Source organism: Amycolatopsis sp. La24, assembly GCF_029087445.1.
In the GTDB taxonomy this organism is placed as follows: domain Bacteria; phylum Actinomycetota; class Actinomycetes; order Mycobacteriales; family Pseudonocardiaceae; genus Amycolatopsis; species Amycolatopsis nivea.
This window is the reverse complement of the sequence record NZ_JARACH010000051.1, coordinates 39683-65788: the sequence shown is the minus strand read 5'-3', so window position 1 is coordinate 65788 and position 26106 is coordinate 39683. Positions and strand designations below refer to the sequence as shown.

Sequence of the window (26106 nt, the reverse complement as noted above, 5' to 3'; positions counted from 1 at the left end):
TCGCATCCAGCAGATGCCCTCTCGCTCGGATCGATTTTTCCTTCGCAAGAACAATCATCCCAGCTCAGAGGGCATCTGCGCGTCCAGACACGGCCTACACCACCACAAACACCGGTGGATCCAGGTCAGATTCCCTCAAGGGGCCCCTCACAGACTCACAGAAACGGTCAGACGGGGATCAATCGGGCATTTCGGCGAGGGTGACGTCCTGTGTGGACAATCTACAAGCCGAGGCCGCCCGGCTTAAGCCCCTGGCATTGGATCTGATCCCCTCAGGGAGCCCCGCACAGACCCCAAGTATCAGCCAGACGGCCATCGGGCGGAACCGGCGCTGCTCAAGTTGGCTTCTGCGCAGCAGTACCGGCCCCGGCAGCTCAACGTCCCCGCTGGCCGAGCTGGTTCCTGGTGACCGACCTGGTCCGGTTCGGACTGCGCTCCATCCCGAACGAAACCGCCTACGGGATGCTGACGGTGCCGCTGTACGCCGGATGGCGGCGGGACCACTACGCCCGGCCGTCGATTCCGGCGCTGATCGAGGGGTTACGGGAGTTTCGTGGCGCGTGGGGCGAATGATCAGCAGTCAGTGAGAATTTTTCGTTGCGGCACAACGGGTTTGCCCGGCTATCCTCGGCTGGTGCTCTATGACTACTTCGTCGCGGCGGACGACACCATGGCCGAACAGACCTACACCGAACTGGACGGCGGCCGCTGCGCGGGCTACCCCGAACTCGTGGTGAAGCGCGCAGATCCGCACGACCTGCTGCCGGTCGAGGCCTCGCTGACGGGCCGGACCGCCGAGGAAGTGGAGGCAGATCCTCAACGCTGCCGGGACATCGGGGAGTTCGACGAGTTCGAAGAACTGGAATGCGCGGTGGTGGCGCTGTCCGGCTCCTTCCGCGACGCACTGGCCACTGCCGATGACGACGCGCTGCGCGCCGCGGTCGCAGCCTTCGCCGAGCAGGACGAACTCGGCGAAACCGATGGCCTCTTGCCGTTCTTGAAGGAACTCGCGGTGCTGGCCAACGGCGCCGTCACGCACCGGCATCAGCTCTGCTGCCGGATCGTCTGGTAGCCACCGATCCGGCAAACCCGGTGTCCGGCGGCCCGATCCGTGCTAAACAGTGCGGCGATGGGAAAACTGACCCGCCGGGCCCGGGCCACGGCCGACTATCTCGTCTTCGTCGGAGCCGGGGAATGGCCGGTCGCCGTGTCCGCGCTCGGGGTCGTGCTCGGCGCCGTCACGATCCTGCCGAGCGCGTTCGGCGTCGTCGTGTCGATCGTCGCGCTCCTGCTCGGCCTGCTGACCCTCGTGCGGGACATCCGCCTGCTGCGGAAACGGTGGGCCGGTTACGAGTTCACCGCGATCGTCGCGCCGTTCCCGATCGCCGACACCCCGCCGCCGCAGGCCTATCCCGACGCGCAGTACCTGGCGGTTCCCTCCCGCGGCACCGCATTGGTCAGCGACGCCATCGACGCGACCCTCGCCGAAACCACCTTCAGCATCACCGTCGCCGAGGATCCCTACCGGCTGCCCGCGAAGCTGAAGGCGACCGCGCCGCACGTGCTGCCGTTGCGGGCTCGCGGCCGGTTGCTGTTCAACGGCCCGATCGTCGGCATGCGCGGCGAACCGCTGCCGGTCGCCGGGGCGCGGCCGGCGCCGATCGTCCTGCATCGCGCCCGGTTCTTCGACGCGGTCTGCAGCAACGAACTGGCGTCGCTGCGCATCACGAACTCCGCCGACGGCCACGAGTACGACCTGCGCAACGAGGAATTGACCGACTCGTCCGGCGCGCTGCGAACCCTCGGCGCGAGCACGCTCGCCGACCTCGTCGGCGTGTCCACGATCGCGTTCACCTCGGACGGCCTGCTCGTCGTGGTCCGCCAGTCGGCCCGCAACTCAGCCAGCGGGCTTCTGCTCGCCCCGTCCGGAAGCGGCAGCCTGGAACCGCGGGATCTCCTTACCCCGCAAGGAGGAACCCGCCGGACCCTGCACACCGCGGTGTGTGCGGGGATGGAACGCGAACTGTGCGAAGAGGCGGCCGTCCGCCCCAACGAGATTTCCGAGACGCGGCTGACCGGCTTCGCACGCTGGCTCGAACGCGGCGCGAAACCGGAGTTCTTCGGCGTGACCCGGCTGTCCGTCGACAGCACTGAACTGACCGGCCGCCGCGCGAAGGGCGCGGAACGGCTTTACAGCGCCGGAGTCACCGTCTTGGAAATCGATCTGGCCGCGCTGGGCCAGGAACTGGCCGACGGCGTACCGGTGGGCGAAGCGAACGCCTTGCCGCCCAGGCTGCGCGACGACAGTTCCCTGCCGCTGCTGCTGTGCCTGCGCAGCGCCGCGCTGCGGGTCAGTACGCGCTCTTGATGACGAAGTAGGACCCGCGGATCGTCCCGGCGAGCTTCGACTTCTGGCGCGCGAACTTGAACTTGTCGGCGAGTTCCTCCGGGACGTCCATCCCGTCGGAAAGCTTGAAGCCGACCGCCCGCTTGCCGCCCTCTTCGAGGGTGTACATGACGTTGATCGACAGGCCGCTCTCGTAGAACACGTAAGACATCCGGATGCCGTCGACCTCGAATTCGGTCGCCTCGAGCGGCCGCGAGGCGATGACGAGATCGCGTTCTTCCTTGAGGATCCGGTGCACCCAGTCGATGATCTCCGGGACCTCGGCCGCGGGCTCGACGGTGAAGACGTGGTCGTACTTGTTCTTGAAGTAACGCGCCTCGTTCGCCCGCAGCCCGGCGAGCGCGTCCGCGACCGGGGAAGACTCCAGGCCGACAGTCGACACGGCGGTGAAATCGACGGCGTAGGACATGATCCGCACTCCCGGGCTGGGTTTGATCGCGACGCTCGGCAGAATACCCGGGGAAAACCCTTCGGCAACCGGAGCGGCCGCCGGACCCCGGTTTCCCTCGAAGACGCCCAGTGGGGGAATTTCGTGCAGGGCTTACGGTGGCGGGGTGCGCAACCACCTGATCGACCTGGCCGTGGCGCTCGCCGTGCTAGGCCTGACGCTGGCCGGCGACCTGCCGGACGCGGACCATCCGTGGTTCTGGCCGGTCGCGGTCGCGGTGATGTTCCTGGCGGTCCTGCTGCGCCGCCGGTTCCCCTTGCCCGCGATGCTGGTCTCAGTCGGCGTCGCGCTGGTCACGCCGCCGTTGTGGGGCACCTCCGTCACTCTTTACACGGTCGCTTCGCTGCGCGGGCTCCGCTGGCCGACCGCGGTCGCCGTGCTCGCGGAAACCGGACTGCTCGTGTCGTTCGTCCGGCCGGCGAACCTGCCGGACTGGAAGACGTTCGGGCTCGCCCTCGTCATGGAAGTCGTCGTCCCGACGCTGGCCGGGCTGTGGATGCACCAGCGCGCGGCCTTGCTCGCGGCCCTGCGCGACCGCGCGGAGCAGGCCGAACGCGAGCGCGACCTGCTCGGCGAGCGGGCCGTGACGGCCGAGCGGCGGCGAATCGCGCGCGAGATGCACGACGTCGTCGCGCACCGGGTCAGCATCGTCGCGCTGCAGGCGGGCGCGCTTTCCGTGCGGGCCAAGGACGACGAGACCGCGCAGCTCGCCGAGGTGATCCGCGAATCGAGTTCCGCCGCGCTCAACGAATTGCGCGACATCCTGAAGGTGCTCCGCGACGACGGTCCGGAACCGCGTTCGCTGCCGGATCCGACGCTGGGCGGCGTCCGCCAGCTCGCCGACGACCTCGCCGCCGCCGGTGCGCAGGTGCGCGCCAGCCTGCCGGAACCGATGCCGGACGTGCCCGACCCGATCGGGCGCGCGGCGTACCGGATCGTGCAGGAAGCGCTCACGAACGCGGCGAAACACGCGCCAGGAACGACCATCGACGTGCGACTGTCCACATCCGACGACGACCTGGTGGTCGAAGTCGCCAACCCGCTCGCCGATTCGTCCGGGCTGCCGGGCGCGGGCTACGGCGTGATCGGCATGCGCGAACGCGTCACGCTGACCGGCGGAACACTCCGCGCCGGCCCGGACGGCACAGGCAGCTACCGGGTGCGGGCCGCGTTCCCGCTGCGAGCGGAGGAATCGTGCTGAAGATCCTGCTGATCGACGACGAGGTGCTTGTGCGCAGCGGCATCCGGATGATCCTGGAGTCCGATCCGGGCATCGAGGTGGTCGCGGAAGCGGACGACGGCCGCGAAGCGCTCGCACTCGTCCGCGAACACCGGCCCGACCTCGTGCTCACCGACGTGCAGATGCCCGAGGTCGACGGCCTGGAGGTGACCCGCCTGGTAACCGCCGAACCGGACGCGCCCGCGGTGGTCGTGCTGACGACGTTCGACCTGGACGAGTACGTGCACGAGGCGCTTCGCCACGGTGCCACCGGTTTCCTGCTGAAAGACACGCCACCGCGCGAGCTGATCAAGGCGATGCACGTGGTGGGCAGCGGCGAGGCGATGCTGTCGCCGTCGATCACCCGGCGGCTGCTGACGCACTTCGCCACCGCCGCCACGCCGACACCCGCCCGCGCCCGGCTCGAACCGCTGACACCCCGCGAACGCGAGGTCGCTGTGGCCGTCGGGCAGGGTTCGAGCAACGCCGAAATCGCCCGTGCACTCGGCCTCAGCGAAGCGACCGTGAAGGTCCACTTGGGACGGATTATGGCCAAGACCGAAGCCGCGAACCGCACGCAAGTCGCGATCCTGGTGCACGACGCCGGACTCGCCTGAACCCTCCGGTCAGCGCTGCTGGCGACTGCTCACGGACTCCGCCGCCACGCCGACTCCCGGCCCGCGAACGCGAGGTCGCGGTGGCCGTCGGACAGGGCTCGAGCAACGCCGAAATCGCCCGTGCACTCGGCCTCAGCGAAGCGACCGTGAAGGTCCACTTGGGACGGATTATGGCCAAGACCGAAGCCGCGAACCGCACACAGGTCGCGATCCTGGTGCACGACGCCGGGCTCGCCTGAACCGTCCAGTCAGCGCTGCTGGCGGCTGCTCACGGACTCCGCCGCCACGCCGACGCCCACCCCGCGAACACGAGGTCGCGGTGGCCGTCGGGCAGGGTTCGAGCAACGCTGAGATCGCCCGTGCGCTGGGGCTCAGCGAGGCGACCGTGAAGGTCCACTTGGGACGGATTATGGCCAAGACCGAAGCCGCGAACCGCACGCAAGTCGCGATCCTGGTGCACGACGCCGGACTCGCCTGAACCCTCCGGTCAGGGAGCCCCCGGCGGCACGAACGGCAACCCGCCCGGCGCGCCTGCCTCCGCCAGTGCCATCAGCATTCCGGTGTCCACTTCGGACTGGATCGCGTCCGCCAGCCGGTCCAGCATGTCCTCGCGCAGGTCCGCGAACCCCGGCGCGCCCTCGGCCGCCTGCCATTCGATGCCCGCCTGCGCCGCCGCTTCCGCAAGCCAAGCCCGCCGGAATCCGTCGTTCTCCAAGGCGCCGTGCCACGTCGTGCCCCAGACCGAACCGACGCGGTAACCGTCCAAAAACGACTCCGCGTCCGCCGGGCCGGCGCTGCCGTGGTGGATTTCGTAAGCGTCCACGCGATGCCCGCGCCATTCGCCGACCGGACGGCCGAGCACCTTCTCCCCCGCGAACGTCACTCGCGTCGGCAAGAGCCCGAGCCCGTCCACCAGACCAGCGCCGGATTCGACGTCGTCCTCAATGGACTCCGCGAGCATCTGGTACCCGCCGCAGATCCCCAGCACTGGACGCCCCGCCGCGGCCCGTGCCGTCACCGCGTCCGCCAAACCCCTGCTGCGCAACCACTTCAGATCGTCCACAGTGGCCCTCGACCCCGGCAGCACGACCAAGTCCGCCGCGGCGACGGTGTCCGGATCGGCGGTCAGGCTCACCGTCACGCCGGGCTCCGCCGCGAGCGCGTCCACGTCGGTCGCGTTGGACGCCCGCGGGAACCGCACCACCGCGACGCGCAATCCGCGTTGCGCGGCTTCGTGCCGCCATCCGGCCGCGGCGAGAGCGTCCTCCGAGTCGATCCACACCCGGTCCAGCCACGGCAGCACGCCGAGCACCGGCCGCCCGGTGACCTTCTCCAGGCTGTTCAGACCAGGCTGCAGCAGTCCGACGTCACCGCGGAATTTGTTCACCAGCCAGCCCGCGACCAGCGCCTGGTCCTCGGCCGACAGCAACGCGAGCGTGCCGTACATCGCCGCCAGCACCCCGCCGCGGTCGATGTCGCCGACCACCAGCACCGGCAGCGAAAACCGCCGGGCCAGGCCCATGTTGACGTAGTCGCCGGAACGCAGGTTGATCTCCGCCGGACTGCCCGCGCCCTCGCAGACGACGAGGTCAAACCGTTGCTGCAGCTCGGAAAACGCCCCGAAGGCGATCTCCGCGAGCCCTGCCCGGCCAGTGGCGTACTCCCCGGCTTCGAGGGTGCCGTACGGCTTGCCGAGCGCGATGACGTGACTGCGCCGGTCGCTGCCCGGCTTGAGCAGCACCGGGTTCATCGCCGCTTCCGGCTCCACCCGCGCGGCCCGCGCCTGCAGCCACTGCGCGCGGCCGATCTCCGCGCCGTCCGCGCAGACCATCGAGTTGTTCGACATGTTCTGCGCCTTGAACGGTGCGACCCGCACGCCGCGCCGCGCGAACCAGCGGCAGATTCCGGCGGTGACCAGGCTTTTCCCGGCGTCGGAGGTGGTCCCGGCGATCAGCAGCCCGCTCATCCCGCCACCGTAATGCCCGGAGCGGCCGGTCCGGTGAACCGCCCCGCACTCCGCGACCTGCTCACCGCGATCCCGGCCGCGACCGCCAGCGCCGCCGCCCCGACCAGCCGCGACAACCGCACCGCCCGGCGCAGATCGCTCGCCCCCGGCGGACGTCCGTCGCCCAGTGTGCTCCGGCGCTCGACCTCGCCGTGATACGTGTTCGTCCCGCCGAGCCGGATGTCCAGCGCCCCGGCGAAAGCCGCCTCGACCTGTCCCGCGTTCGGGCTCGGATGCGCGCTCCCGTCGCGTCGCCAAGCCCGCCAGGCCGACCGGGCGTGGCCGCCGGCGAGCGGCGCGGTCACCGCCGTCAGCACTGCGCCGACGCGTGCCGGCACCAGATTGGCCCAGTCATCGGTGCGCGCGGCGAACCAGCCGAAGTTGCGGTGCCGCGGCGAGCGGTAGCCGACCATCGCGTCGAGGGTGTTCACCGCGCGGTACCCGAGCAGCCCCGGCACGCCCGCGACCGCGCCCCACAGGAGCGGCGCGACGACCGCGTCGGAGGTGTTCTCGGCGATCGATTCGGTGGCCGCGCGGGTCAGCTCGGCCGTGCCGAGACCGGTGGCGTCGCGCGCGCAGAGGTGGCTGAGCCGCTGCCGGGCGGCGGGCAATTCACCCGATTCGAGTAATCGCGCCATTTCGCGCCCCTCCGCGGCGAGCCCGCGGCCGCCCAGGACGGCCCACGTCGCCGCGGCGGTCAGGACAAATCGGACACCCGGCCGGTTCCGGGCGGCTCGTTCCGCGAGGATGCCGAGCCCGGCGGCCGAGCCCGCGCAGACCGCCGCGTACGCCGCCCCGCGCGGCTTGGAATCGGCCCACCACCAGCGTTCCAGCTGGCCAGCGGCGGTGCCGAAGGCCGCGACCGGATGTCCCCGGCGCGGGTCGCCGAAGCAGGCGTCGGCGGCGTATCCGGCGATCAGCCCGGCCGCGGTGACGGCTTGTCGGAGTGGCACGTGGCGAACCGTAGCGCTAGGGAGAGAATGCCGGGTATGACCAAGCTGACGCACCGGCTCGCCGGGTCTCTCGAAACCCTGGCGCAGGCCCTCCGCCGGTACGGACGCGACGACGGCAAGGTGCTCGTTCTCGGCGGGGTCCGCTCGGGCAAGTCGAGGCACGCGGAGCGGCTCGTCGCGCACCACCCCCACCTCGTGTACGTCGCTCCCGGGCTGCCCCCGTCGGCCGAGGACCCGGAATGGGCCGCCCGGGTCGAGGCGCACCGGGCCCGCCGCCCGCGCCACTGGACGACGGTCGAGACCACCGACCTGGCGACCGTGCTGCGCAACGCGACGAGCCCGTTGCTGATCGACTGTCTCGGCACCTGGCTCTCGCGGGTCCTCGACGAGGTGGGCGCGTGGTCGGGCAAAACGGGCTGGGAGCGCAGACTGGACGACCGGCTCGAGGATTTCCTCGCCGCGTGGAGCCAGGCCCGGGTGCCGATCGTCGCGGTCAGCAACGAGGTCGGCAGCGGTGTGGTGCCCGCAACGGTGTCCGGACGGCTGTTCCGTGATGTGCTGGGCGCACTCAACAACCGGGTGTCCGCCGACAGCGACCGGGTGTCGCTCATCGTCGCCGGGCGGGCGCTCGACCTTCCGTGAGGAGCCAGCCGTGCCGAGTTTCGCCATCCCCGTCCCGGACGCCGCCGCCCGCGCCGCCGCCTTGGAGCGCCTGGACGGCCTGGTCAAACCGGTCGGCTCGCTCGGTCGGCTGGAAGAACTCGCGGCCTGGCTGAGCGCCGCGCACGGGGCGGTCCCGCCGCGCCCGCTGGACGACGTCCGCGTAGTCGTCTTCGCCGGCGACCACGGGGTGTCGGCGCAGTCGGCGTACCCCCGCGAGGTCACCGCGGCGATGGTGCGCGTGTTCCTCGCCGGGCGAAGCGGAGTAACGGTCCTCGCGGCACAGGTCGGGGCTTCGGTGCGGGTAGCGGACATCGCGGTCGACTGGGACGCCTCGGACGTTCCCGCCGAAGTCACCGCCCACAAGATCCGCCGCGGTTCGGGTGCCATCGACGTCGAGGACGCGTTGGCTCCCGGCGAGGCACTTGCCGCGTTTGAGGCGGGTCGTGCCATCGCTGCTTCGGAGTCCACTGCGGACGTTCTCATTCCCGGCGACATGGGCATCGGCAACACGACCGTCTGCGCCGCGGTCGTGGCTTCTGCGCTGGGCCTTCCCGCAGCTGAGGTGGTGGGCACCGGCACCGGGGTGTCCGGGGAGTCCTTGGAGCGCAAGACCGCTGTCGTCGCCGCTGCCCTGTCGCGACGCCCCGTGGCCGACCCCTTCGACCGCCTGACCGCCCTCGGCAGCGCCTGCCTCGCCGCGACGGCCGGTTTCCTGGTGGAAGCGGCCGTCCGCGGAATCCCGGTGGTGCTGGACGGAATCTTCTCGGCGACGGCGGCCTTGGTGGCCCGGGACATCGCGCCCGGGGCTGAGCAGTGGTGGCTGGCCGGACATCGTTCGACCGAGCCCGCGCAAGCGTTTGCGTTGAAGGCGCTGGGGTTGACGCCGATCCTCGACCTGGGCCTGCGCCTCGGCGAGGGCAGCGGGGCGGTGCAAGCCGTGCCGACCCTGCGCGCGGCGCGCGCGGTGATCGCGGAGATGGGTTTGCTGGCGGACCTCGGGTGACCGGGGTGTGCGAAGGGCAGGCCTTGCGCCGGGGTCGGTTCGAGGCTCGGCCCGGGGGCGGGGTTGCGGCTCGGGCCGGGGTTGTGGCTGGGGTTCGGCTCGCGGATTCGGCTGGGCCTCGGTCCGGGGCCCCAGCTGAGGTTCGGCTCGCGGGTTCGGCTGAGGTGCAGGCCAGGGCTTTGGCTGAGGTTCGGCCCGCGGGTCCGGCTGGGGTCCGGCTCGCAGGTTCGGCTGGGGTTCGGGCCGGGGCTTTGGCTGGAGTTCGACTTGCGGGTTCGGCTGGGGTTCAGTCCGCAGGTCCGGCTGGGGCCCGGCGCGCGGTCTTGGCCGGGATTCGCCCCGGGGTCCCCGCTGGGGTTGAGCGTGGCGTCCAGCGCGGGACTCGGTTCGTGGCCCGGTCCGCAGACCGGCGCGGCATCCCTTTCGCTGGGGATCGCCCCAATGTGGCGTTGGGTGCGCTAGACGCACCCAATGTGGCATTCGGTGCATCCCACGCACCCAACGCCGCATTGGGGCGCACCTCGTGACCCGGCTCAGCGACGGAATCCGCCTCGCCGTCGGCACCCTCACCACCGTCCCGGTGCCTGCGCCGCGCGTGATCGATCGGCGGGTCGCGGGTGTCGCGATGGCGCTCGGCCCGCTTGCCGCGCTTCCCCTCGCCGCGGTGGCGGGGCTCATCGTCGCGGGCGGGACTGCGATCGGGCTCCCCTCGCTGGCCGTAGCCGCGCTGGCGCTGGGGGCGGTAGCCCTGGGCAGCCGCGGGCTGCACCTCGACGGGCTGGCCGACACCGCCGACGGACTCGGTGCCTCCTACGACCGCGCGAAAGCCCTCGACGTCATGCGCCGCGGCGACTCCGGGCCTACCGGGGTCGCGACGTTGCTCTTCGTCCTGCTCGTCCAGACCGGTGCGCTGACCGGCGCGATCGCACACGGGCACGGCATCGCGGCCGCGTCGCTATCCGTCCTCTGTGGACGGTGTGTGCTCTCGTTGTGCTGCGCACGAGGGGTCCCCTCGGCCCGGCCGGAGGGCTTGGGCGCGACGGTCGCCGGATCGGTCCCGGTCCTGGTGGCCGCGCTGGTGTTCGTACTCGCGGCGGGGTGCGCCGCGTTGGCGCCGGGATTGCCGTGGTGGCGAGGGGTTCTCGCGGTGGCCCTCGGGTACGCGGCCGCGGCGGTGCTGCTGGCCCGGTGCGTCCAGCGCATCGGCGGAGTGACCGGCGACGTCCTCGGCGGGTGCGTCGAAGTGGCGGTGGCCGCGGCGTTGCTGGCGACCGCCTAGGTCGCATACCAGGCGTAGTCCAAACCGGACAGGTGACTCACACAAGGATTTCGCCGACGTCCGTTACGAAACGCGCCGCTCACATCGCCGTCCGCGACGCCGCCGGGCGCGGTGAGATCGACGCTCAGGCTGCGACGCGAGCACCACTCGTGTTACCAAGGAAGAGTCCGCGAAGCATGACCGAGGGGACCTCGTGGCATCCAGCTCGCCCGTATCCGCGCGCTTTACCCGGCGTCGGCTGTTCCAGTTGTCCGCCGGTTTTTCGGTGCTCACCACGGCTGCCTGCAGTTCGACGCCGGACAGTCCGGCCCCGAACGCCGCGGTGCCCAAGCCGGACGGAGCGCTCGGGGCGAATTTCAACGCCGATCCGGACACCATGGGCTGGGACGAGCTTCAGCGGTCCGGCGCGAAGTGGGTGCGCGGGTTCACCGCGATGCCCGACCTGGACAAGCACGCTGCCACCGAAAACCCGACGATCAAGACGTTGCGGCAAGCGGCCGATCGCCAGTACGGCACGGTTCTGTCGCTCAAGTTTCCGTATTTTCCCGACTCCCGCAAGCCGATTCCACGGCCCGGGACCCCGGAGATGCGGGCCGATCTCGCGCGGGTCGACAAAGTGCTTCCCGCCGTGATGGACAAGGTCGACATCCTGGTGATCGGCAACGAGCCGTTCATCGAATGCCCGCGGGCGGACTGGAACAACGGCGCGCTCAACGAATTCTACGAGACCGTCGCCGCCCACGTGATCAAGCAGCGCAAGGGAAAGACCGCCCTCTACATGGGCGCCCTCAACAATCTCGAAGATCCCAAGTGGACTGGCGCGGGCACCGAACGCTGGCTGAAGTACGTCCGCGACACGCCGGAGATCGCGGGCACCGACCTTCATCCGCACGTCGGCGCGCCGGACGAGGTTCAGGCGTTTCTCGATTACACCCTGCCCAAGCTGGGCGGCAAGAAGTTCCTCGTCACCGAGTTCTCCCTGGTCCAACTGTGGAAGAAGCATCTCGCCGACCGGATCTCGGCCGAGTACGCGGGCAAGTACCACGTGCCGCAGGACACCAAGGTCTGGCAGGTTATCCGCAACGCGCTGCACCAGCCGTTCCCCAAGGCGCGGTGGGACGATTTCCTCCGCACCAGCCCGTGGTTCGAGAACAACAAGAACTTCCTCACCGACCAGATGACGAAGTTCCGCGCGACCGGAAAGCTCGCCGTCGCCGCGTACGGCATCGATCAGGGCATCGCCGCGCTCAAGGGCGGGGACTTCGGACCGGATACTCCGCCGTGGCTGCTCAACAGCGTGTTCGCGCGGGCGACCGTGCAGAAGAATCCCGACGGCACAATTGCGCCGAATTACGCTTGGATTGAGGAATTCACCGCGCTCCAGAAGCATTAGCCAGCGCAGCAAGGAAAGCGTCCGTCGTCGCGCGGTCTCGGACCGCGAGGCGAAGGTGGTCGGGGCCAAGGCCGGGGAAAGTGTCGCCGCGACGGACGGCGTAGCCTGCTTCGCGCAGCCGCAATCGGACGTCCGCGCCGCCGGGGACTCGGATCAGCACGAACGGGCCGCGCGGGGTGCCGAGTACGGGAATTCCCTGTGCGGCCAAGCCGGATTCCAGGTAGTCGCGGTCGGCTTCCGCGGCGGCGGCCAGTTTTTCCGCTTCTTCCAGGGCTGCGGGACGGCAGCAGGAAACCGTCGCTACAGCAGCCAAAGTGGACACTGACCAGGGCGGCTGTACCGCGCGCAACCGGGCGATCAGTGACGGTTCGGCGAGGACGTATCCGGCTCGCAGGCCCGCCAAGCCCCAGGTCTTGGTGAGGCTTCGCACCACCACCACGCCGGGGATTCGTTCTCCGGCAAGGCTTTCGACTTCTCCGGGGACGGCGTCGAGGAAAGCTTCGTCCACCACGAGCACCCGTCCGGGGCGCGCCAAGGCCTGCAGCGACTCGGCGCGGTGCAAGACCGAGGTCGGGTTGGTCGGGTTGCCGACGAAGACCAGGTCGGCCGAATCAGGGACCGCGGCTGGATCCAGGCGGTAACCGTCTACTTCGGACAAGATGACTCGGTCGACGGTGTGTCCGGCGGCGCGCAGAGCGGCTTCCGGTTCGGTGAATTGCGGGTGGACTACCACTGCGTGCTCAGCGGGAAGCGAAGCCAGCAGCGTGAACGCTTCCGCGGCACCGGCAGTCACCAGGACGTCGGCGAAATCCCGGCCATGGCGGGCAGCGACGGCTTCCGCGGCGCGGGTCGGGTCCGGGTAGGCGGCTAGATCATCCAGGGCGGCAGCGAGTTCCGCGCGCAGCCACGTAGGCGGAGCAGGGAGCCGGACGTTCACAGCCAGGTCGACGAGTCCCTCGCCGACTTCGCGATCGCCGTGGTGGTGGAGGTCGTACTCAGCCATGGACTGCTGCCAGGGAATGGGCACGCACCCGCGAGGCGAAACGGTCTGCCAGTTCGGGATGACCAGCCCAGTGAACGTGCAGGTAAGAAGCGTGCAGCGAAGCGGAAGCAAACCCGTCCAGGCTGCGATCCCAGCCCCACGCGGCGGTTTCCCCGTGCGCGGGCGTGATTTCGGTGCGGTGGAATTCATGTCCGGTGACCCGTTGCCCGGCCGCTGCGAGCACGTTGTCCACGACCGAGACCGCCCGGCGGTAACCGAGTTTCCCCCGCGACGTCATGGTCGCGTCCGCGGCGACCGCGCCGACCATCGGCAATCCGTCCAAGGAACGACACAGGTACAGCAAGCCCGCGCATTCCGCACTCACCGGCATTCCGGCGTCGATAGCCTCACCGACTGCCGTCCGGAGTTCCACATTGGACGACAGCTCGGCGGCATGCACTTCCGGGAATCCGCCGCCGAAGTACAACCCGGCGCATCCGGCGGGCAAGGCCTTGTCTCGCAAGGGGTCGATGTCCACGACGTCGATTCCGCGAGCGGCCAGCAATTCGATGTTCTCGGCGTAGCGGAAGGTGAACGCCGGACCGCCAGCAGCGGCGAGGGTCGCACGCGGACCGTCCCACTCGGGACCGGCATTCCACAAAGGACCATTCAGTGAGGGAGCGCTTCGGGCCACCCGCACGATGCCTTCGAGATCGACCCCAGCGGCAACCCATTCCGCCAGTTCCGGCAGCAGCCGCTGCGACTCCGCGGCTCGTTCGGCGGCCGGAACCAGCCCGAGATGCCGACTCGGCGCGTGTACATTTTCGTTACGCCGCAAGGCGCCCAGCAACGGGACGCCGGTCGCTTCCAGCGCGGTGACAATCTCGTCCTCGTGCCGTTGCGAGCCCAGTTTGTTCAGGATCACCCCGGCCAGCCGGACCCGGGTGTCGTACTGCGCGAACCCCAGCACGGTCGCCGCGACGCTGCGCGAAGCCGCCGAAGCGTCGACCACCAGCACGACCGGCGCGTCGAGCAGCCGCGCGACGTGGGCGGTCGACGCGTAGCCTTCGGTGCCCAAAGCGCCGTCGAAAAGGCCCATCACGCCTTCGATGACCGCGATGTCCGCGCCCGCGGAACCGTGGCGCAGCAACGGAACCAGCGTGTCCTCGCCTTGCAGGAACGGGTCCAGGTTCCGTGCGGGGCGACCGGTGGCGAGCGAATGGTAGCTGGGGTCGATGAAATCCGGACCGACCTTGTGCCCGGACACGACGTGCCCGGCGGTGCGCAACGCGGCCATCAGACCGGCCGCGATGGTGGTTTTGCCGTGCCCAGAACCGGGTGCGGCAATGACGACCCGTGCTACCACTCGATCCCCCGCTGGCCCTTCTGCCCGGCGTCCATCGGGTGCTTCACCTTCGTCATTTCCGCGACCAGGTCCGCGGCCTCGATCAATTCCGGCGGCGCGTAACGGCCGGTGATCACGACGTGCTGGTGCCCGGGCCGCGCGGCCAAAGTGGACACGACGTCGTCGACCTCGAGCCAGCCCCATTTGAGCAGGTAGCTGAATTCGTCCAGCACATAGAAATCGTGCGTTTCGGCGGCGAGCCGGCGCTTGATTTCCGCCCAGCCCTCCTGGGCGTTGGCGGCATGGTCCTCTTCGGACCCTTGCTTGCGCGACCAGCTCCAGCCCTCGCCCATTTTGTGCCACTCGACCGGACCGCCCTGTCCGGTGTCGTCGTGCAGCTTCCCGAGCGCCTTGAACGCGGCTTCCTCGCCGACGCGCCACTTCGCCGACTTCACGAACTGGAACACGCCGATCGACCAGCCCTGGTTCCACGCGCGCAAAGCCATGCCGAACGCCGCGGTGGATTTCCCTTTCATCTCGCCGGTGTGCACGGCGAGCAGCGGGCGGTTGCGGCGCTGCCGCGTGGTGAGCCCGTCCTTCGGCACGACAGCCGGTTTTCCCTGCGGCATCAGGCAGCCCTCCCCGTCCGTTCGCGCACGGCCGAGGCCAGCGATTCAGCGGCCACCTCGGACAGTGGCACGTGCTCGGCACCCAAGTGCCCGGCCAGTTCCGCGGCCAGGCCGAGACGCATCCGGCCGGTCTCGCAGTCCATCACGATCGTCGTCACGTCAGTCAGCAAACCCGCGGCGGCCTTGGCTCGCGCGACCGCGTCGGAACCGCTCGTGGCGCGGCCGTCGGTGACGAGCACCAGCAGCGGCCGACGGCGCGGATCCCGGATCGCCTCGACGCGCAGCACCCGCGCGGCTTCCAGCAATCCCTCAGCCAGCGGCGTGCGGCCGCCGGTCGGCAAGCCTTCCAGCCGGGCCGCTGCGGCTTCGACACTGATCGTCGGCGGGAGCGCCAGCTCGGCGTCCGCGCCACGGAACGTGACGAGACCGACCTTGTCTCGCCGTTGGTAGGCGTCCAACAGCAGCGACAGCACCGCGGTCTTCACTTCCCGCATCCGCGCCCGCGCGCCCATCGAGCCCGACGCGTCCACACAGAACAGCACCAGATTGCCTTCGCGGCCTTCGCGCAGCGCGAACCGCAGATCCGCGGACCGCACTTCGAGACCCGCCCCGGACCGGCCCCGCGCCTGCTGATGCGGTGCGGCAGCACGGATCGTCGCGACCAGGTGCGGCCGTCCCTCCCGCACGCTGGGCGGCTGCACGCCGATCGTCCGGCCGGTGTCGGTGATCGCGCGCGACCGACGACCCCGCTCGCCCTCGCCGGTGCCCTTCACCCGGAAGACCCGCGCCCGAAAGGTATCCCCGGCACTGACCGTCTTCTGCGGCGAAGAACCATTGCCCGACGGGGCCGGGGTTTCGCCGCTGTCCGCGGGCGGAGGACCGTCCGAACCGGACGGGCCTCCGTCCGGCGGCGGGCCGCCGTCATCCGGACCGGGGCCGCCCTCGCCGGGACCGTCGTCGTCCGGCCCCTCGGGCGGCGGCTGCGAATCCTCCAACGCCTGCTCCAGCTGCTCCTCGGAAATCCCCGGCGCGTCAAACGGATTCCGCCGCCGCCGGTGCGGCAGCGCGAGCCGCGCCGCGACCCGGATGTCCTCGGTGGTGACCTCGGCGCGCCCGGCCCACGCCGCGTGCGCGACCGCCGTCCGCGCCGTCACGATGTCCGCGCGCATGCCGTCGACCTCGAACGACGCGCACACCTCGGCGATCTGCCGCAGCGCCTCGTCCGGCAGCTTCACCGACGGCAGAAGCCGTTGCGCCGCCTCGATCTTCGCCGCCAGGTCCGCGTCCGCCGAGGCGTAGCCGTCGGCGAAACCGTCCGGGTCCGCTTCGTAGGCCAGCCGCCGCCGGACGACCTCGACGCGCTGCTCCGGATCCCGGCTCGACGCGACCTCGACGGTCAGGCCGAACCGGTCGAGCAGCTGCGGCCGCAGTTCGCCCTCCTCCGGGTTCATCGTCCCGATCAGCACGAACCGCGCCGCGTGCGAAACCGAAACGCCCTCGCGCTCGACCGTCGCCCGGCCCATCGCCGCCGCGTCGAGCAGCGTGTCCACCAGGTGGTCGTGCAGCAGGTTGACCTCGTCGACGTACAGCAGCCCGCGATGCGCGGCGGCCAGCAGGCCGGGCTGGTAGTCGGTGACGCCCTCGGCCAGCGCCTTCTCCAGGTTCAGCGAGCCGACGACCCGGTCCTCCGCGGCACCGACCGGCAGTTCCACCAGCCGCGCCGGCCGCCGGTGCGCGGGAGCGCCCGCCGCGTGCGGCCCGTCCGGGCACGCCGGGTCCGGGCTGACCGGGTCGCACGAGAACCGGCAGTGCTCCACCACGTCGACGCCCGGCAGCAGCCCCGCGAGCGCGCGCACCATGGTCGACTTCGCGGTGCCCTTCTCGCCCCGCACCAGCACCCCGCCGACCGCGGGCGAGATCGAGGACAGGACGAGCGCCAGACGCAGGTCCGGCATCCCGACGACAGCGGTGAACGGATAGGGCTTCAAGAGCACTCCCTCGTGGGTCGGCGTCCGGCCGATCATCGCACAGCGAAGCCGTCGCTTAGGGTGGGAAATCGTGCGCGAAGAATCACGCCTGACGGTGGTCGGGATCGGGGCCGACGGGTGGGCCGGGCTCACCCCCGCGGCCCGCGACGCCGTGCGGCAGGCGGACGTCGTGCTCGGCGCGGAACGGCAGCTCGCGACCTTGCCCGAAGACATCCACACGCGATCCTGGCCCAGCCCGCTGCTTCCCGCGCTCGACCGGATCCTGACCGAGCAAACCGGCTGGGTATGCGTGCTGGCCAGCGGCGATCCGTACCTGTCCGGCATCGCCACCACCCTCCGTGACCGCGGCTACGCGCTCGACGTCCACCCTGCGGTTTCGTCAGCGACACTGGCCCGCGCGCGGCTCGGCTGGTCGTTCGAGGAAACCGAGGTCGTGACAGTCGTCGGCCGCGCAGTCCACCGCGTCGCGCGAGCCCTGGCACCCAACCGGAAACTGCTGGTCCTGGGTGCCTCCGCAGCAGAACTGCGCGAGTTGCTCAAAGCCCGCGGGTACGGCGATTCCGCCCTTACCGCCTGGGAAAACCTCGGCGCGGCCGACGAGCGCGGCTCCGACGGCTGGACCTGCGACCCCGGCCCGCTCACTGTGTTCGCCGTGCTCTGCAAGGGTCCCGGCCTCCCGCTCGTCGGCCTCCCCGACGACGCCTTCGAGCACGACGGCCAGCTCACCAAACGCGACCTCCGCGCGTCCGCCCTCGCCCGCCTCGCCCCGGCTCCGGGCGAACTCCTGTGGGACGTCGGCGCGGGCGCGGGCAGCATCGGCATCGAATGGTCCCGCGCGCACCCGCTGAACCGCGCCATCGCGATCGAACGCGACCCCGCGCGCGCCGAACGCGTCCAGCGCAACGCCAACACCCTTGGCGTGCCGGAATTACAGGTGGTCACCGGTCCGGCGCCCGAGGCACTCGCCGGGCTCCCCCGCCCGGACGCGATCTTCGTCGGCGGCGGCCTGACCGTGCCCGGCGTCCTCGACCAGTGTGTCGAAACCGACGCCCGGATCGTCGCGCACGGTGTCACCCTCGAAGCCGAGCAGATCCTGGCCGCCGCGTACGCCCGGCACGGCGGGGAACTGCAACGGATCTCCGTGGAGCACGCGAAACCGCTCGGCGGGTTCACCGGATGGACGCCGTCCCGGGCAGTCACGCAGTGGAGCTGGAAATGACCGTTTACTTCATCGGCGCCGGACCGGGCGCGGCCGACCTGATCACCGTGCGCGGCCGCGACCTGCTCGCGCGCTGCCAGGTGTGCCTGTACCCGGGCAGCATGACGCCGACCGACCTGCTCGCCTACTGCGCGCCGGACGCCGAGCGCGTCGACACCGCGAACCTCAGCCTCGACCAGATCACCGCGAAACTGATCAAAGCGCATCAAGCCGGGCAGGACGTCGCGCGGCTGTGTTCCGGAGACCCGTCGCTGTACAGCGCGGTCGCGGAACAGGTCCGGCGGCTGGAACCGGAAGGCGTGCCGTACGAGATGGTGCCCGGCGTTCCGGCGTTCGCCGCGTCCGCCGCCGTGCTCGGCCGCGAACTGACCGTCCCGGGAATCGGGCAGAGCCTCGTGATCACGCGCGCGCAGGCGAGGTCCACCGCGATGCCGGACGCCGAAACGCTGGAGAATTTCGCCCGCACCGGCACGACTCTCGCGCTGCACCTGGCGATCAACCATATCGAGCGCGTCACCGAAGAACTCTCCGGGCACTACGGCGAGGACTGTCCGGCCGCCGTCGTCGCCCTGGCCAGCCAGCCCGGCGAAACGGTGGTCCGCGGCACGCTCAAGGACATCGCCGGTCAAGCACGGGCCGCCGGAATGACCCGCGCTGCCACGATTTTCGTCGGCCGGGTCCTCGCCGCGGGCGGATTCCCGGACAGTTTCCTGTATTCGAGCACCCGGGACCGGGCGAGCCAACCGGAGTCGTTGTGACCGAACTGCGCTGGGGTCTGCTGGCCACCGGGACCATCGCCGCCGAATTCGCCGCGGGCGTCGAGCAAAGTCGCCACGGCGTACTCGCTGCGGCGGCCTCGCGCACGGCCCAGCGGGCGCAGGATTTCGCTACCAGGTACGAAATCCCGAAGGCGTACGGCAGCTATGAGGAACTCCTCGCCGACCCGGACGTCGACGCGGTCTACGTCGCCACCCCGCACGCACAGCACGAGGAATGGGCGATCCGGGCCGCCGAAGCGGGCAAGCACGTGCTGTGCGAGAAACCGCTCACGCTCACCGCGCCCGACGCGGAGAAAGTCATCGATGCCGCGCGGCGCAACGACGTTTTCCTCATGGAAGCGTTCATGTACCGCATGCACCCGCAGACGCGACGGCTGGTCGAGCTGATCGAATCCGGGGCGATTGGCGAGGTCCGCGCCGTGGACGTCACGTTCAGCTTCGACTCCGACGCGAACGACGCGGCCCGCCTCGGCGACCCCGCGCTCGGCGGCGGCGGAATCCTCGACGTCGGCTGCTACTGCACCTCGCTGGCCCGGCTGGTTTCCCAGGCCGCGACCGGAATCCCTGCGGTCGAGCCGACGCTCGTCACCGGCATGGCACGGCTCACCGAAAGCGGCGTCGACGAGTTCGCGATGGGCCTGCTGCGGCTGCCCGGCGACATCATCGCGCAGATGTCCTGCGGTTACCTGCTCACCCAGGACGACCACATCCGGATCTACGGCACCGCCGGCCAGCTGTACGTGCCGAAGCCCGCGTGGATCCACGAACTGCGCGCGCCGGGCGTTTCGACGATCGTGCTGACCCCGTCGGACGGCGAGCCGGAGGTCATCGAAATCGAAGCCACCCAAGGGATTTACGCGCGGGAAGCGGACTACGTCGCCGCGCATGTCGCGGACCGGCAAGGCCCGGAACTGACCTGGGCCGAAACGCTCGCCAACATGCGCACGCTCGACCGGTGGCGCGCGGCCGTCGGGTACGGGCGATGACCGTCCTGATCCTGGGCGGCACCGCGGAAGCCCGCGACCTCGCCGCACAGCTGCACGAACGCGGCGTCCCGGTGGTCTCCTCGCTGGCCGGACGCGTCACACGGCCGCGCCTGCCGGTCGGAGAAGTGCGGATCGGCGGGTTCGGCGGCGTCGACGGCCTTACGGTCTGGCTGCGCGAAAACGGTGTCCGGGCAGTGGTCGACGCCACGCATCCGTTCGCGGAACGCATCGGTGCCAACGCTTTCCACGCCACGCAAGCCGCCGGCATTCCGCTCCTGCGGCTCGCCCGCCCCGGCTGGCAGCCGAGCGAAGACGACCGCTGGCACTGGGCCGCCGACCTCGAAGAAGCCGCCGCGCTCCTGCCCGGCCTCGGCACCCGCGTGTTCCTCACCAGCGGCCGCCAGGGCCTGGCCGCGTTCGCCGACCTCGACCCGCTGTGGTTCCTGATCCGCTGCGTCGACCCGCCCGGCCAGCCGCTGCCGCGCCGGCACGAGGTGGTGCTCGACCGCGGCCCGTACCGCCTCGACGGCGAACGCGCGCTGATGACCGAACACGACATCGACGTGCTGGTCACCAAGGACAGCGGCGGCGCGATGACGGGCGCGAAGCTGACCGCCGCGCGGGAACTCGGCCTGCCGGTGGTCGTCGTGCGCCGGCCGCCCCGACCGTCCGCTCCGGAAACCGCGGAAACCACAGACGCAGCCGCCGCCGTCGAATGGGTGCTCAGCCGATGAACGCTGAATCAATGAACGCCATGTTTTACGAAGTCCTGCACCGCCGCCGCGACGTCCGCGCCGAGTTCACCGGCGAACCGGTCGACGACGCCGTCCTCACCCGGGTGCTCGAGGCCGCGCACGCCGCGCCGAGCGTCGGGATGAGCCAGCCGTGGGACTTCGTGCTCGTCCGCGACCCCGCCACGCGCGAGGAATTCGCCCGCCACGTGCACGAGGAACGCGACGTGTTCGCCGCGTCCCTCGACGGCGAGCGCGCGGAGACGTTCGCCAGGATCAAGGTCGAGGGCATCCGCGAATCGAGCCTCGGCATCGTCGTCACCTACGACGAGCAGCGCGGCGCCCCGGCGGTGCTCGGACGGCACGCGATCGCCGACGCCGGGCTGTACTCGGTCTGCCTGGCGATCCAGAACCTGTGGCTCGCCGCGACCGCGGAAGGGCTCGGCGTCGGGTGGGTGAGTTTTTACCGCGAACCCGCGCTCGCCGACCTGCTCGGCATTCCCGCCGGGATCCGGCCGGTGGCCTGGCTTTGTATAGGACCGGTAACGAATCTGGCCGAGGTTCCCGACCTGGAGCGGCACGGCTGGCGCAGCCGCGCGCCCCTGGCCAGCGCGTTACACCACGAGCGGTTCACCCCGCGCGACGAGGGGTCCGCGCAACCGCGTCAACCCTGACCCAATAGATTTCCTCTAATGCGTCCGATTGCCGTAGTGCTGGGGTTGCTTTCGGCGCTGTGCGCCCTGGCCTATCCCTTCCTGCCGGTCGTGCAGGACACCGCGGAAGTCGTCTGGCCCGTCGCCTCCGACACGCGTTCCGTCAACGCGCCCTTGACCGGGTACTGGGCACAGGACCTGAAGGCCGAACTGCCCTGCGAGACGATCCGCTCGCTCGACGCGCGCACGAACGGCCCGGCGCTGCTGTTCTCGACCGTTCCGGACGGGCGCACCGGCAAGCACGCGGCCAACGGCGTCGGCATGCAACTGCGCGTCGACAACGGAGTGCTGCTCGCGTCCAGCCAGGGCCAGCAGATCGCGCAGCAGCCGCTGCCGCAGGACGGCTGCACGGTCACGCTCGACTCGGACGCGACCCAGATGACGCTCTCGGTCGGCAAGACCCCGATCTTCCACACCACCGGCGACGTCCGGCCGCGCGTGCTCGGCATCTACTCCTCGATCACCTCGGCGCGCGACCCGATCGCCGGGCTGCACGTGTCGGTCGTCCCGGACACCCGCTACCAGACCTCGCCGACCACGCTCAAGATCGTCGTCGGCATCCTCGCCGCGCTGTCGTTCCTCGGCTGCCTGATCGCGGTCTGGCGGATGGACTCCGGCTTCGCCCGCCGCGCGCCGCGCTGGGCCCCGGTCGGCTGGTGGCGGCTGACCGGCCGCGACGCGACGGTGTTCGGCGTGCTCGGCGCGTGGGTCTTCATCGGGCCGGTGACCTCGGACGACGGCTACATCCTCACCATGGCCCGGGTCACCGAGGCCACCGGATACCTCACGAACTACCACCGCTGGTTCGGCGTCGCGGAGGCCCCGTTCGGCTGGTTCTACCACCTGTACGAGCTGATGACGCACGTCAGCACGGTGCCGCCGTGGATCCGGCTGCCCTCGTACCTGCTGGGCGTGATCAGCTGGCTGCTGATCAGCCGCGAGGTGATGCCGCGGCTGGGCACCCAGGTCCGCCGCAGCCGCGCCGCGGGCTGGGCCGCCGCCGCGGTGTTCCTGGTCTGGTGGATGCCCTACAACAACGGCGTCCGGCCGGAACCGGTCGCCGCGCTCGGGTCGCTGCTGGCGATCTGCGCGGTCGAACGCGCGCTGGTCACCCGCCGCCTGCTGCCGCTGTGCCTCGGCCTGACCGCGGCCGCGTTCACCCTCGCCGCGACGCCGACCGGGCTGATCGCCGTGGCCCCGTTCCTGGTCGCCGGGAAACCGCTGTTCAAGCTGGTCCGGCAGCGGTCGGCGAGCGGCTGGCTGCCGATGCTCGCGCCGATTCTCGCGTCCGGCTTCCTGGTGCTCGTGGTGATGTTCGCCGACCAGACGTTCGCGACGGTCGAGGAGGCCACCCGCATCCGCACCGCGGTCGGCCCGAACCTGTCGTGGTTCCAGGAACTCGCGCGGTACCAATTGCTGTTCGAGAACCTGCCGGACGGCTCCGCGCCGCGCCGGTTCCCGGTGCTGCTCGTGCTGCTCTGCACGGTCACCTGCCTGGTGGTGCTGCTGCGCCGCGGCCGGATCCCCGGCGCGGCGCTCGGGCCGAGCCGGCGGCTGATCGGCACCACCGCGCTGTTCTTCCTGCTGCTCGCGCTGACCCCGACGAAATGGACGCACCACTTCGGCGCGTTCGCCGCGGTCGGCGCGTCGATGGCGGCGCTCACCGCGCTCGCGACCAGTTCCACCGTGCTGCGCTCCAACCGCAACCGCGCCGCGTTCCTCGCCGTGCTGCTGGTGGTCGGCGCGCTCGCCGCGACCGGGCCGAACACGTACTGGTTCGTCTCGCGGATCGGCGTGCCGTGGACGAACGTCGCGCCGTCGATCGGCGGCATCCCGCTGTCGACGATCCTGCTCGCGGCCGCCGCGATCGCCGGGATCTACGCGTTCGTGGAGAACATCCGCGCGCACCGCCCGGGCCCGGCGCTGACCCAGCAGGAGGGCCGGAGCCGGTCGCTGCGGCTCGGTTCGCTGTCGCTGGTCGTGGTGTGCGGCCTGGTCGCGGCGGGCGAGATCTACACGATGGGCGCGGCGATCTACTTCCAGCGCGACAGCTACAGCCTCGGCGCGGCCAACATCGGGCACCTGTTCGGCAAGAGCTGCAACCTGTCCGACCACGTGATGGTCGAGCGCGACGCGGCGAAGAGCATCCTGCACCCGCAGCCCGAACAGCGGACGGTGCCGGAGAAACCGGTGACGCAGAACCCGCCGAACCCGCTGCCGAGCCCGGACCAGGACAACGGCCGGATCCGGACCGGCTTCCACACCAGCCCGGTCGACGACAAGGACCCGCTGGCCGAGCCGCCGCACGGGTTCAAGCAGGACCAGGTGCCGATGTGGAGCAGCTACCTCGACACCCAGACCCGCGCCGGACGGCTGCGCAGCGACTGGTACGCGCTCACCGACCGGACCGAGAACGGCCAGATCGTGGTCGCCACCGCGAGCCAGCCGCGCCGTCCCACGTCGGTGAGCCTGGAGTACGGCGTCAATACTCCCGAGGGCGTGCGCGTGCTGCGCGGCCAGTTCGCGCTCCCGCCCGGCGCGGGCACCGGCGGCTGGAACGACACCCGGATCAACCTGCGCGACCTGCCGCCGGAGACCACGTCGGTGCGGATCGTCATGGTGGACAACGACCTCACCGAGGACGGCTGGATCGCCGCGTCCGCGCCGCGCGTGCCGACCTTCACCACGCTCACCGACAAGCTCGCGGGCAAATCGGTGTACATCGACTGGCCCGCGTCGTTCGTGTACCCGTGCGCGAACCCGGTCACCTCGCACGACGGCATCTCCGCGATGCCGGACTACCGCATCACCGCCGGCCAGCTCGCCGACGAGGCGAAATGGGCGTCCAGCACCAACGGCGGCCCGAACGGCTGGCTCGAGGAGATCGCCGACGAGCCCGAGGTGCCGAGCTATCTGAACGGGCAGCCCTACCAGTCGTGGGGACAGTTGCTGCAGATCGAGCCGTACACGACCGGGGTGGCGCCGACGGTCCGACACGGCGAGAAGACCGTGTGGGGCTGGTGGTCGCCTGGACCCGGGCCTTCGCAGCCGAACGGCAAGGACCCGACCCGCTAGCCGGGTTGGCTGCCTTGGGGAAGGTTGCGTGACAACCGCTCGGTTCGGCGCTCTCGAGTTCAGGCCACGCCTCGAAATATCTTGTCGAGGGCCACGCGAGGCTGCGCCCGGCGGTCACCGGCGGGCTGGTGACCGGAGTGCTCGACGCGGCAGTGCGGGACCGGCTCGCGACCATCGAGACGATCGCCGTGCATCCCGACCACCAGTCCCAGGGCATCGCGACCGGCCTGCTGGAGACCGTCCTGCCTCGGCTGCGCGACCTGGGCGCCACCGAAGTGGACGCCTGGACCCGGGGCGAGGAAACCGCTCGCGCCGTTCGCCCTGGCCCGGGATTCACCGTCGCCGGGGCCTTCCTGCACGCCGACGCGGCCCGCGAGCAGCAGTTGCGGGACACGTTCACCCGCGTCTACCGCTGCCGACGCTTCCACCGCCATCTCTGACACGACGAGGCTGCGCGTCACCGCCACGGTTGACCGCTCACTGCGGCTCCCGCAGCCGCCGCGCCGCGAACACCGACACCGCGGGCAGCACCGCCAGCGCCAGCAACGCCCACTGCAACCCGACCGCGTTAGCGAGCGCCCCCACGGCAGGAGCGGCCACCCCGCCGACGCTCACTGCCAGCCCGAGCGTCACCCCGCTGGCGGTCCCGAGGCGGTTCGGCAGATAGTCCTGGCCGAGCGTGACATGCAGCGAGAACGGCACGTACAACGCCAGCGCCGCCAACGCGATCAGCGGGAACACGCCGTACCCCGGCAAGAGCGCGATCCCGGCGACCGCGGGCACTGACACGACATACGCGAGGTAAACCGTCCGGATCCTCCCCCACCGTCCGGCCAGCACCCCGCCGAGCATGGTCCCCAGCGCGCCGACGCCGAACAGCACCACCAACGCCACTTCCCCGGCGAGCACGCTGCCGGTTCGCTGGGCGACCCAGATGGCGAGGAAGGTGTTGAGCGAGAAGGCAGCGATGGAGCGTCCGACGACCACCACGGTCAGCCAGCCGAACTGCCGCCAATCGTCGCGCCCGGCGTGTGCCTTGTGCCCCGCCGCGGAATGGACGTCGCTCATCCGCCGGAACAACGCGGCGATCACCACCCCTGCGACGAGCGCGGGCAACACCAGATACGGCGTCGCGCCCAGCCCGCCCGCCTGCAGCACCGGGGTGACGACGATCGGCCCGAGCGCGAAACCGACGTTGCCGCCCAAGGAAAACCAGCTCATCCCGACGTGCCCGCGCCCGGCGATCCGGCGCGCGATCCGCGCTGACTCCGGGTGATAGGCGGCGACGCCGAGAACGGACAGCGCGATCGCCAGCCAGGTCAGCGCGTAGGAATCTGCGAGCCCGGACAGCCCGATCCCGGCGCCGGCGACCGTCATCCCGACCGGCACGAGCCACGGCATCGGCCGCCGGTCGGTCAGCACGCCGAACAGCGGCTGGACCACGGAGGACAGCAACGTCGCGGCCACTGTGATCCCGGCCGCGGCGAGGTAGCCGTAATGCCGCTCGGCGACGAGAAACGGGACGAGCGCGGGGACCGCGCCTTGGTAGAGGTCGTCGACCGCGTGGCCGAGCACCATCAGCGGCATCGGCCAGCGCGCGGGACGCGTCGGAGCGGGAAGGGTCGTCGTCACTCGATCATCGTCGGACCCGGACCTGCCTTCGCGATTCCGT

At 70.8% G+C, this 26106-nt stretch carries 26 protein-coding genes; 18 read left to right on the top strand and 8 right to left on the bottom strand.

All coding sequences use genetic code 11. The features are described 5' to 3' along the window. Positions 1-405: 405 nt before the first annotated feature. The 3 genes from PUT80_RS34515 to PUT80_RS34505 all read left to right on the top strand — a co-directional run bounded on the left by PUT80_RS34515 (position 406) and on the right by PUT80_RS34505 (position 2368). Entirely contained in the window at positions 406-573 is a 168-nt protein-coding gene (locus PUT80_RS34515) for a hypothetical protein (RefSeq protein WP_275294637.1), read from the top strand. Between the two features lie 61 nt (positions 574-634). After that, positions 635-1072, top strand: a complete 438-nt coding sequence (locus PUT80_RS34510) for a hypothetical protein (RefSeq protein WP_275294636.1) — start codon at positions 635-637, stop codon at positions 1070-1072. Between the two features lie 57 nt (positions 1073-1129). Then, on the top strand, positions 1130-2368 hold the full coding sequence (locus PUT80_RS34505) for a hypothetical protein (protein ID WP_037817580.1): 1239 nt from the start codon (positions 1130-1132) through the stop codon (positions 2366-2368). Here the strand turns inward: PUT80_RS34505 and PUT80_RS34500 are convergent. Further along, on the bottom strand, positions 2352-2816 hold the full coding sequence (locus PUT80_RS34500; protein WP_037817582.1) for a hypothetical protein: 465 nt from the start codon (positions 2814-2816) through the stop codon (positions 2352-2354). The genes PUT80_RS34505 and PUT80_RS34500 overlap by 17 nt on opposite strands. A 145-nt stretch (positions 2817-2961) precedes the next feature. On the opposite strand from PUT80_RS34500, the gene PUT80_RS34495 reads away from it, so the two are divergent. Genes PUT80_RS34495 through PUT80_RS34480 form a run of 4 tightly spaced genes read left to right on the top strand, consistent with a single transcriptional unit; the run spans position 2962 to position 5169 of the window. Continuing rightward, the gene (locus PUT80_RS34495; protein WP_051729364.1) at positions 2962-4056 is read left to right on the top strand and encodes a histidine kinase; all 1095 of its coding nucleotides are present in this window, start codon (positions 2962-2964) and stop codon (positions 4054-4056) included. Next, positions 4050-4691, top strand: coding sequence for a response regulator transcription factor (locus PUT80_RS34490; RefSeq protein ID WP_134662567.1), 642 nt, complete (start codon positions 4050-4052; stop codon positions 4689-4691). Before PUT80_RS34495 ends, PUT80_RS34490 begins: the two co-directional genes overlap by 7 nt. Further along, positions 4688-4930 (top strand): LuxR C-terminal-related transcriptional regulator, encoded by a 243-nt coding sequence (locus PUT80_RS34485; protein ID WP_275294641.1) that lies wholly within the window; start codon positions 4688-4690, stop codon positions 4928-4930. The genes PUT80_RS34490 and PUT80_RS34485 overlap by 4 nt, the downstream gene beginning before the upstream one ends. Further along, complete coding sequence (locus tag PUT80_RS34480) at positions 4927-5169, top strand: LuxR C-terminal-related transcriptional regulator (RefSeq protein ID WP_275294640.1); 243 nt, start codon at positions 4927-4929, stop codon at positions 5167-5169. Before PUT80_RS34485 ends, PUT80_RS34480 begins: the two co-directional genes overlap by 4 nt. 9 nt (positions 5170-5178) lie before the next feature. On the opposite strand, the gene PUT80_RS34475 is transcribed toward PUT80_RS34480, so the two are convergent. Both PUT80_RS34475 and PUT80_RS34470 read right to left on the bottom strand, forming a co-directional pair. Further along, positions 5179-6657 carry a cobyric acid synthase gene (locus tag PUT80_RS34475; protein WP_275294635.1) on the bottom strand — a complete coding sequence of 493 codons (1479 nt, stop codon included), beginning with the start codon at positions 6655-6657 and terminating at the stop codon, positions 5179-5181. Then, positions 6654-7649, bottom strand: coding sequence for a cobalamin biosynthesis protein (locus PUT80_RS34470; protein ID WP_238604905.1), 996 nt, complete (start codon positions 7647-7649; stop codon positions 6654-6656). The genes PUT80_RS34475 and PUT80_RS34470 overlap by 4 nt, the downstream gene beginning before the upstream one ends. A 36-nt stretch (positions 7650-7685) precedes the next feature. On the opposite strand from PUT80_RS34470, the gene PUT80_RS34465 reads away from it, so the two are divergent. The 4 genes from PUT80_RS34465 to PUT80_RS34450 all read left to right on the top strand — a co-directional run bounded on the left by PUT80_RS34465 (position 7686) and on the right by PUT80_RS34450 (position 11987). Continuing rightward, the gene (locus tag PUT80_RS34465) at positions 7686-8291 is read left to right on the top strand and encodes a bifunctional adenosylcobinamide kinase/adenosylcobinamide-phosphate guanylyltransferase (RefSeq protein WP_037817588.1); all 606 of its coding nucleotides are present in this window, start codon (positions 7686-7688) and stop codon (positions 8289-8291) included. Positions 8292-8301: 10 nt separating this feature from the next. Next, positions 8302-9315: a nicotinate-nucleotide--dimethylbenzimidazole phosphoribosyltransferase gene (cobT, locus tag PUT80_RS34460; RefSeq protein ID WP_275294634.1), complete on the top strand. Its 1014-nt coding sequence runs from the start codon at positions 8302-8304 to the stop codon at positions 9313-9315. Between the two features lie 523 nt (positions 9316-9838). Continuing rightward, positions 9839-10594 carry an adenosylcobinamide-GDP ribazoletransferase gene (locus PUT80_RS34455; protein ID WP_275294633.1) on the top strand — a complete coding sequence of 252 codons (756 nt, stop codon included), beginning with the start codon at positions 9839-9841 and terminating at the stop codon, positions 10592-10594. A gap of 193 nt (positions 10595-10787) precedes the next feature. After that, positions 10788-11987: a hypothetical protein gene (locus PUT80_RS34450; protein WP_275294632.1), complete on the top strand. Its 1200-nt coding sequence runs from the start codon at positions 10788-10790 to the stop codon at positions 11985-11987. On the opposite strand, the gene cobC is transcribed toward PUT80_RS34450, so the two are convergent. From cobC to PUT80_RS34430, 4 genes are read right to left on the bottom strand one after another with little or no spacing between them, the layout of a single operon-like run. Beyond that, a complete protein-coding gene (cobC, locus tag PUT80_RS34445) occupies positions 11965-12990 on the bottom strand; it encodes an Rv2231c family pyridoxal phosphate-dependent protein CobC (RefSeq protein ID WP_275294631.1) in 1026 nt (341 codons plus the stop codon). The two genes, PUT80_RS34450 and cobC, sit on opposite strands and share 23 nt — an antisense overlap. Further along, positions 12983-14335 carry a cobyrinate a,c-diamide synthase gene (locus tag PUT80_RS34440; protein ID WP_275294630.1) on the bottom strand — a complete coding sequence of 451 codons (1353 nt, stop codon included), beginning with the start codon at positions 14333-14335 and terminating at the stop codon, positions 12983-12985. The genes cobC and PUT80_RS34440 overlap by 8 nt, the downstream gene beginning before the upstream one ends. Next, positions 14329-14943, bottom strand: coding sequence for a cob(I)yrinic acid a,c-diamide adenosyltransferase (gene cobO / locus PUT80_RS34435; protein WP_134730433.1), 615 nt, complete (start codon positions 14941-14943; stop codon positions 14329-14331). The genes PUT80_RS34440 and cobO overlap by 7 nt, the downstream gene beginning before the upstream one ends. Continuing rightward, positions 14943-16931: a putative cobaltochelatase gene (locus tag PUT80_RS34430; RefSeq protein ID WP_037817726.1), complete on the bottom strand. Its 1989-nt coding sequence runs from the start codon at positions 16929-16931 to the stop codon at positions 14943-14945. The genes cobO and PUT80_RS34430 overlap by 1 nt, the downstream gene beginning before the upstream one ends. A gap of 70 nt (positions 16932-17001) precedes the next feature. Here PUT80_RS34430 and PUT80_RS34425 point away from each other — a divergent pair, with 70 nt between their 5' ends. The 7 genes from PUT80_RS34425 to PUT80_RS34395 all read left to right on the top strand — a co-directional run bounded on the left by PUT80_RS34425 (position 17002) and on the right by PUT80_RS34395 (position 24874). Next, positions 17002-18150, top strand: coding sequence for a bifunctional cobalt-precorrin-7 (C(5))-methyltransferase/cobalt-precorrin-6B (C(15))-methyltransferase (locus PUT80_RS34425; protein WP_037817599.1), 1149 nt, complete (start codon positions 17002-17004; stop codon positions 18148-18150). Next, the gene (gene cobM, locus PUT80_RS34420) at positions 18147-18908 is read left to right on the top strand and encodes a precorrin-4 C(11)-methyltransferase (RefSeq protein ID WP_037817600.1); all 762 of its coding nucleotides are present in this window, start codon (positions 18147-18149) and stop codon (positions 18906-18908) included. Before PUT80_RS34425 ends, cobM begins: the two co-directional genes overlap by 4 nt. Continuing rightward, a complete protein-coding gene (locus PUT80_RS34415) occupies positions 18905-19915 on the top strand; it encodes a Gfo/Idh/MocA family oxidoreductase (RefSeq protein WP_037817602.1) in 1011 nt (336 codons plus the stop codon). Before cobM ends, PUT80_RS34415 begins: the two co-directional genes overlap by 4 nt. Further along, the gene (locus tag PUT80_RS34410) at positions 19912-20649 is read left to right on the top strand and encodes a cobalt-precorrin-6A reductase (protein ID WP_037817731.1); all 738 of its coding nucleotides are present in this window, start codon (positions 19912-19914) and stop codon (positions 20647-20649) included. The genes PUT80_RS34415 and PUT80_RS34410 overlap by 4 nt, the downstream gene beginning before the upstream one ends. Before the next feature lie 11 nt (positions 20650-20660). After that, positions 20661-21320 carry a 5,6-dimethylbenzimidazole synthase gene (bluB, locus tag PUT80_RS34405; RefSeq protein ID WP_037817604.1) on the top strand — a complete coding sequence of 220 codons (660 nt, stop codon included), beginning with the start codon at positions 20661-20663 and terminating at the stop codon, positions 21318-21320. A gap of 18 nt (positions 21321-21338) precedes the next feature. After that, complete coding sequence (locus tag PUT80_RS34400) at positions 21339-24434, top strand: arabinosyltransferase domain-containing protein (protein ID WP_275294629.1); 3096 nt, start codon at positions 21339-21341, stop codon at positions 24432-24434. 128 nt (positions 24435-24562) lie between these two features. Then, positions 24563-24874, top strand: coding sequence for a GNAT family N-acetyltransferase (locus tag PUT80_RS34395; RefSeq protein ID WP_343076910.1), 312 nt, complete (start codon positions 24563-24565; stop codon positions 24872-24874). 37 nt (positions 24875-24911) lie between these two features. Here the strand turns inward: PUT80_RS34395 and PUT80_RS34390 are convergent, their stop codons facing one another. Further along, a complete protein-coding gene (locus PUT80_RS34390) occupies positions 24912-26066 on the bottom strand; it encodes an MFS transporter (protein WP_275294628.1) in 1155 nt (384 codons plus the stop codon). Between the last annotated feature and the right edge of the window lie 40 nt (positions 26067-26106).

Bases quoted from the DNA above. Each gene is read 5' to 3' on its own strand.
- PUT80_RS34505 (WP_037817580.1), top strand. From the start codon at position 1,130: ATGGGAAAACTGACCCGCCGGGCCCGGGCCACGGCCGACTATCTCGTC.
- PUT80_RS34500 (WP_037817582.1), bottom strand. From the start codon at position 2,816: ATGTCCTACGCCGTCGATTTCACCGCCGTGTCGACTGTCGGCCTGGAG.
- PUT80_RS34475 (WP_275294635.1), bottom strand. From the start codon at position 6,657: ATGAGCGGGCTGCTGATCGCCGGGACCACCTCCGACGCCGGGAAAAGC.
- PUT80_RS34465 (WP_037817588.1), top strand. From the start codon at position 7,686: ATGACCAAGCTGACGCACCGGCTCGCCGGGTCTCTCGAAACCCTGGCG.
- cobC (WP_275294631.1), bottom strand. From the start codon at position 12,990: ATGGCTGAGTACGACCTCCACCACCACGGCGATCGCGAAGTCGGCGAG.
- cobO (WP_134730433.1), bottom strand. From the start codon at position 14,943: ATGCCGCAGGGAAAACCGGCTGTCGTGCCGAAGGACGGGCTCACCACG.
- cobM (WP_037817600.1), top strand. From the start codon at position 18,147: ATGACCGTTTACTTCATCGGCGCCGGACCGGGCGCGGCCGACCTGATC.
- PUT80_RS34410 (WP_037817731.1), top strand. From the start codon at position 19,912: ATGACCGTCCTGATCCTGGGCGGCACCGCGGAAGCCCGCGACCTCGCC.
- bluB (WP_037817604.1), top strand. From the start codon at position 20,661: ATGAACGCCATGTTTTACGAAGTCCTGCACCGCCGCCGCGACGTCCGC.
- PUT80_RS34400 (WP_275294629.1), top strand. From the start codon at position 21,339: ATGCGTCCGATTGCCGTAGTGCTGGGGTTGCTTTCGGCGCTGTGCGCC.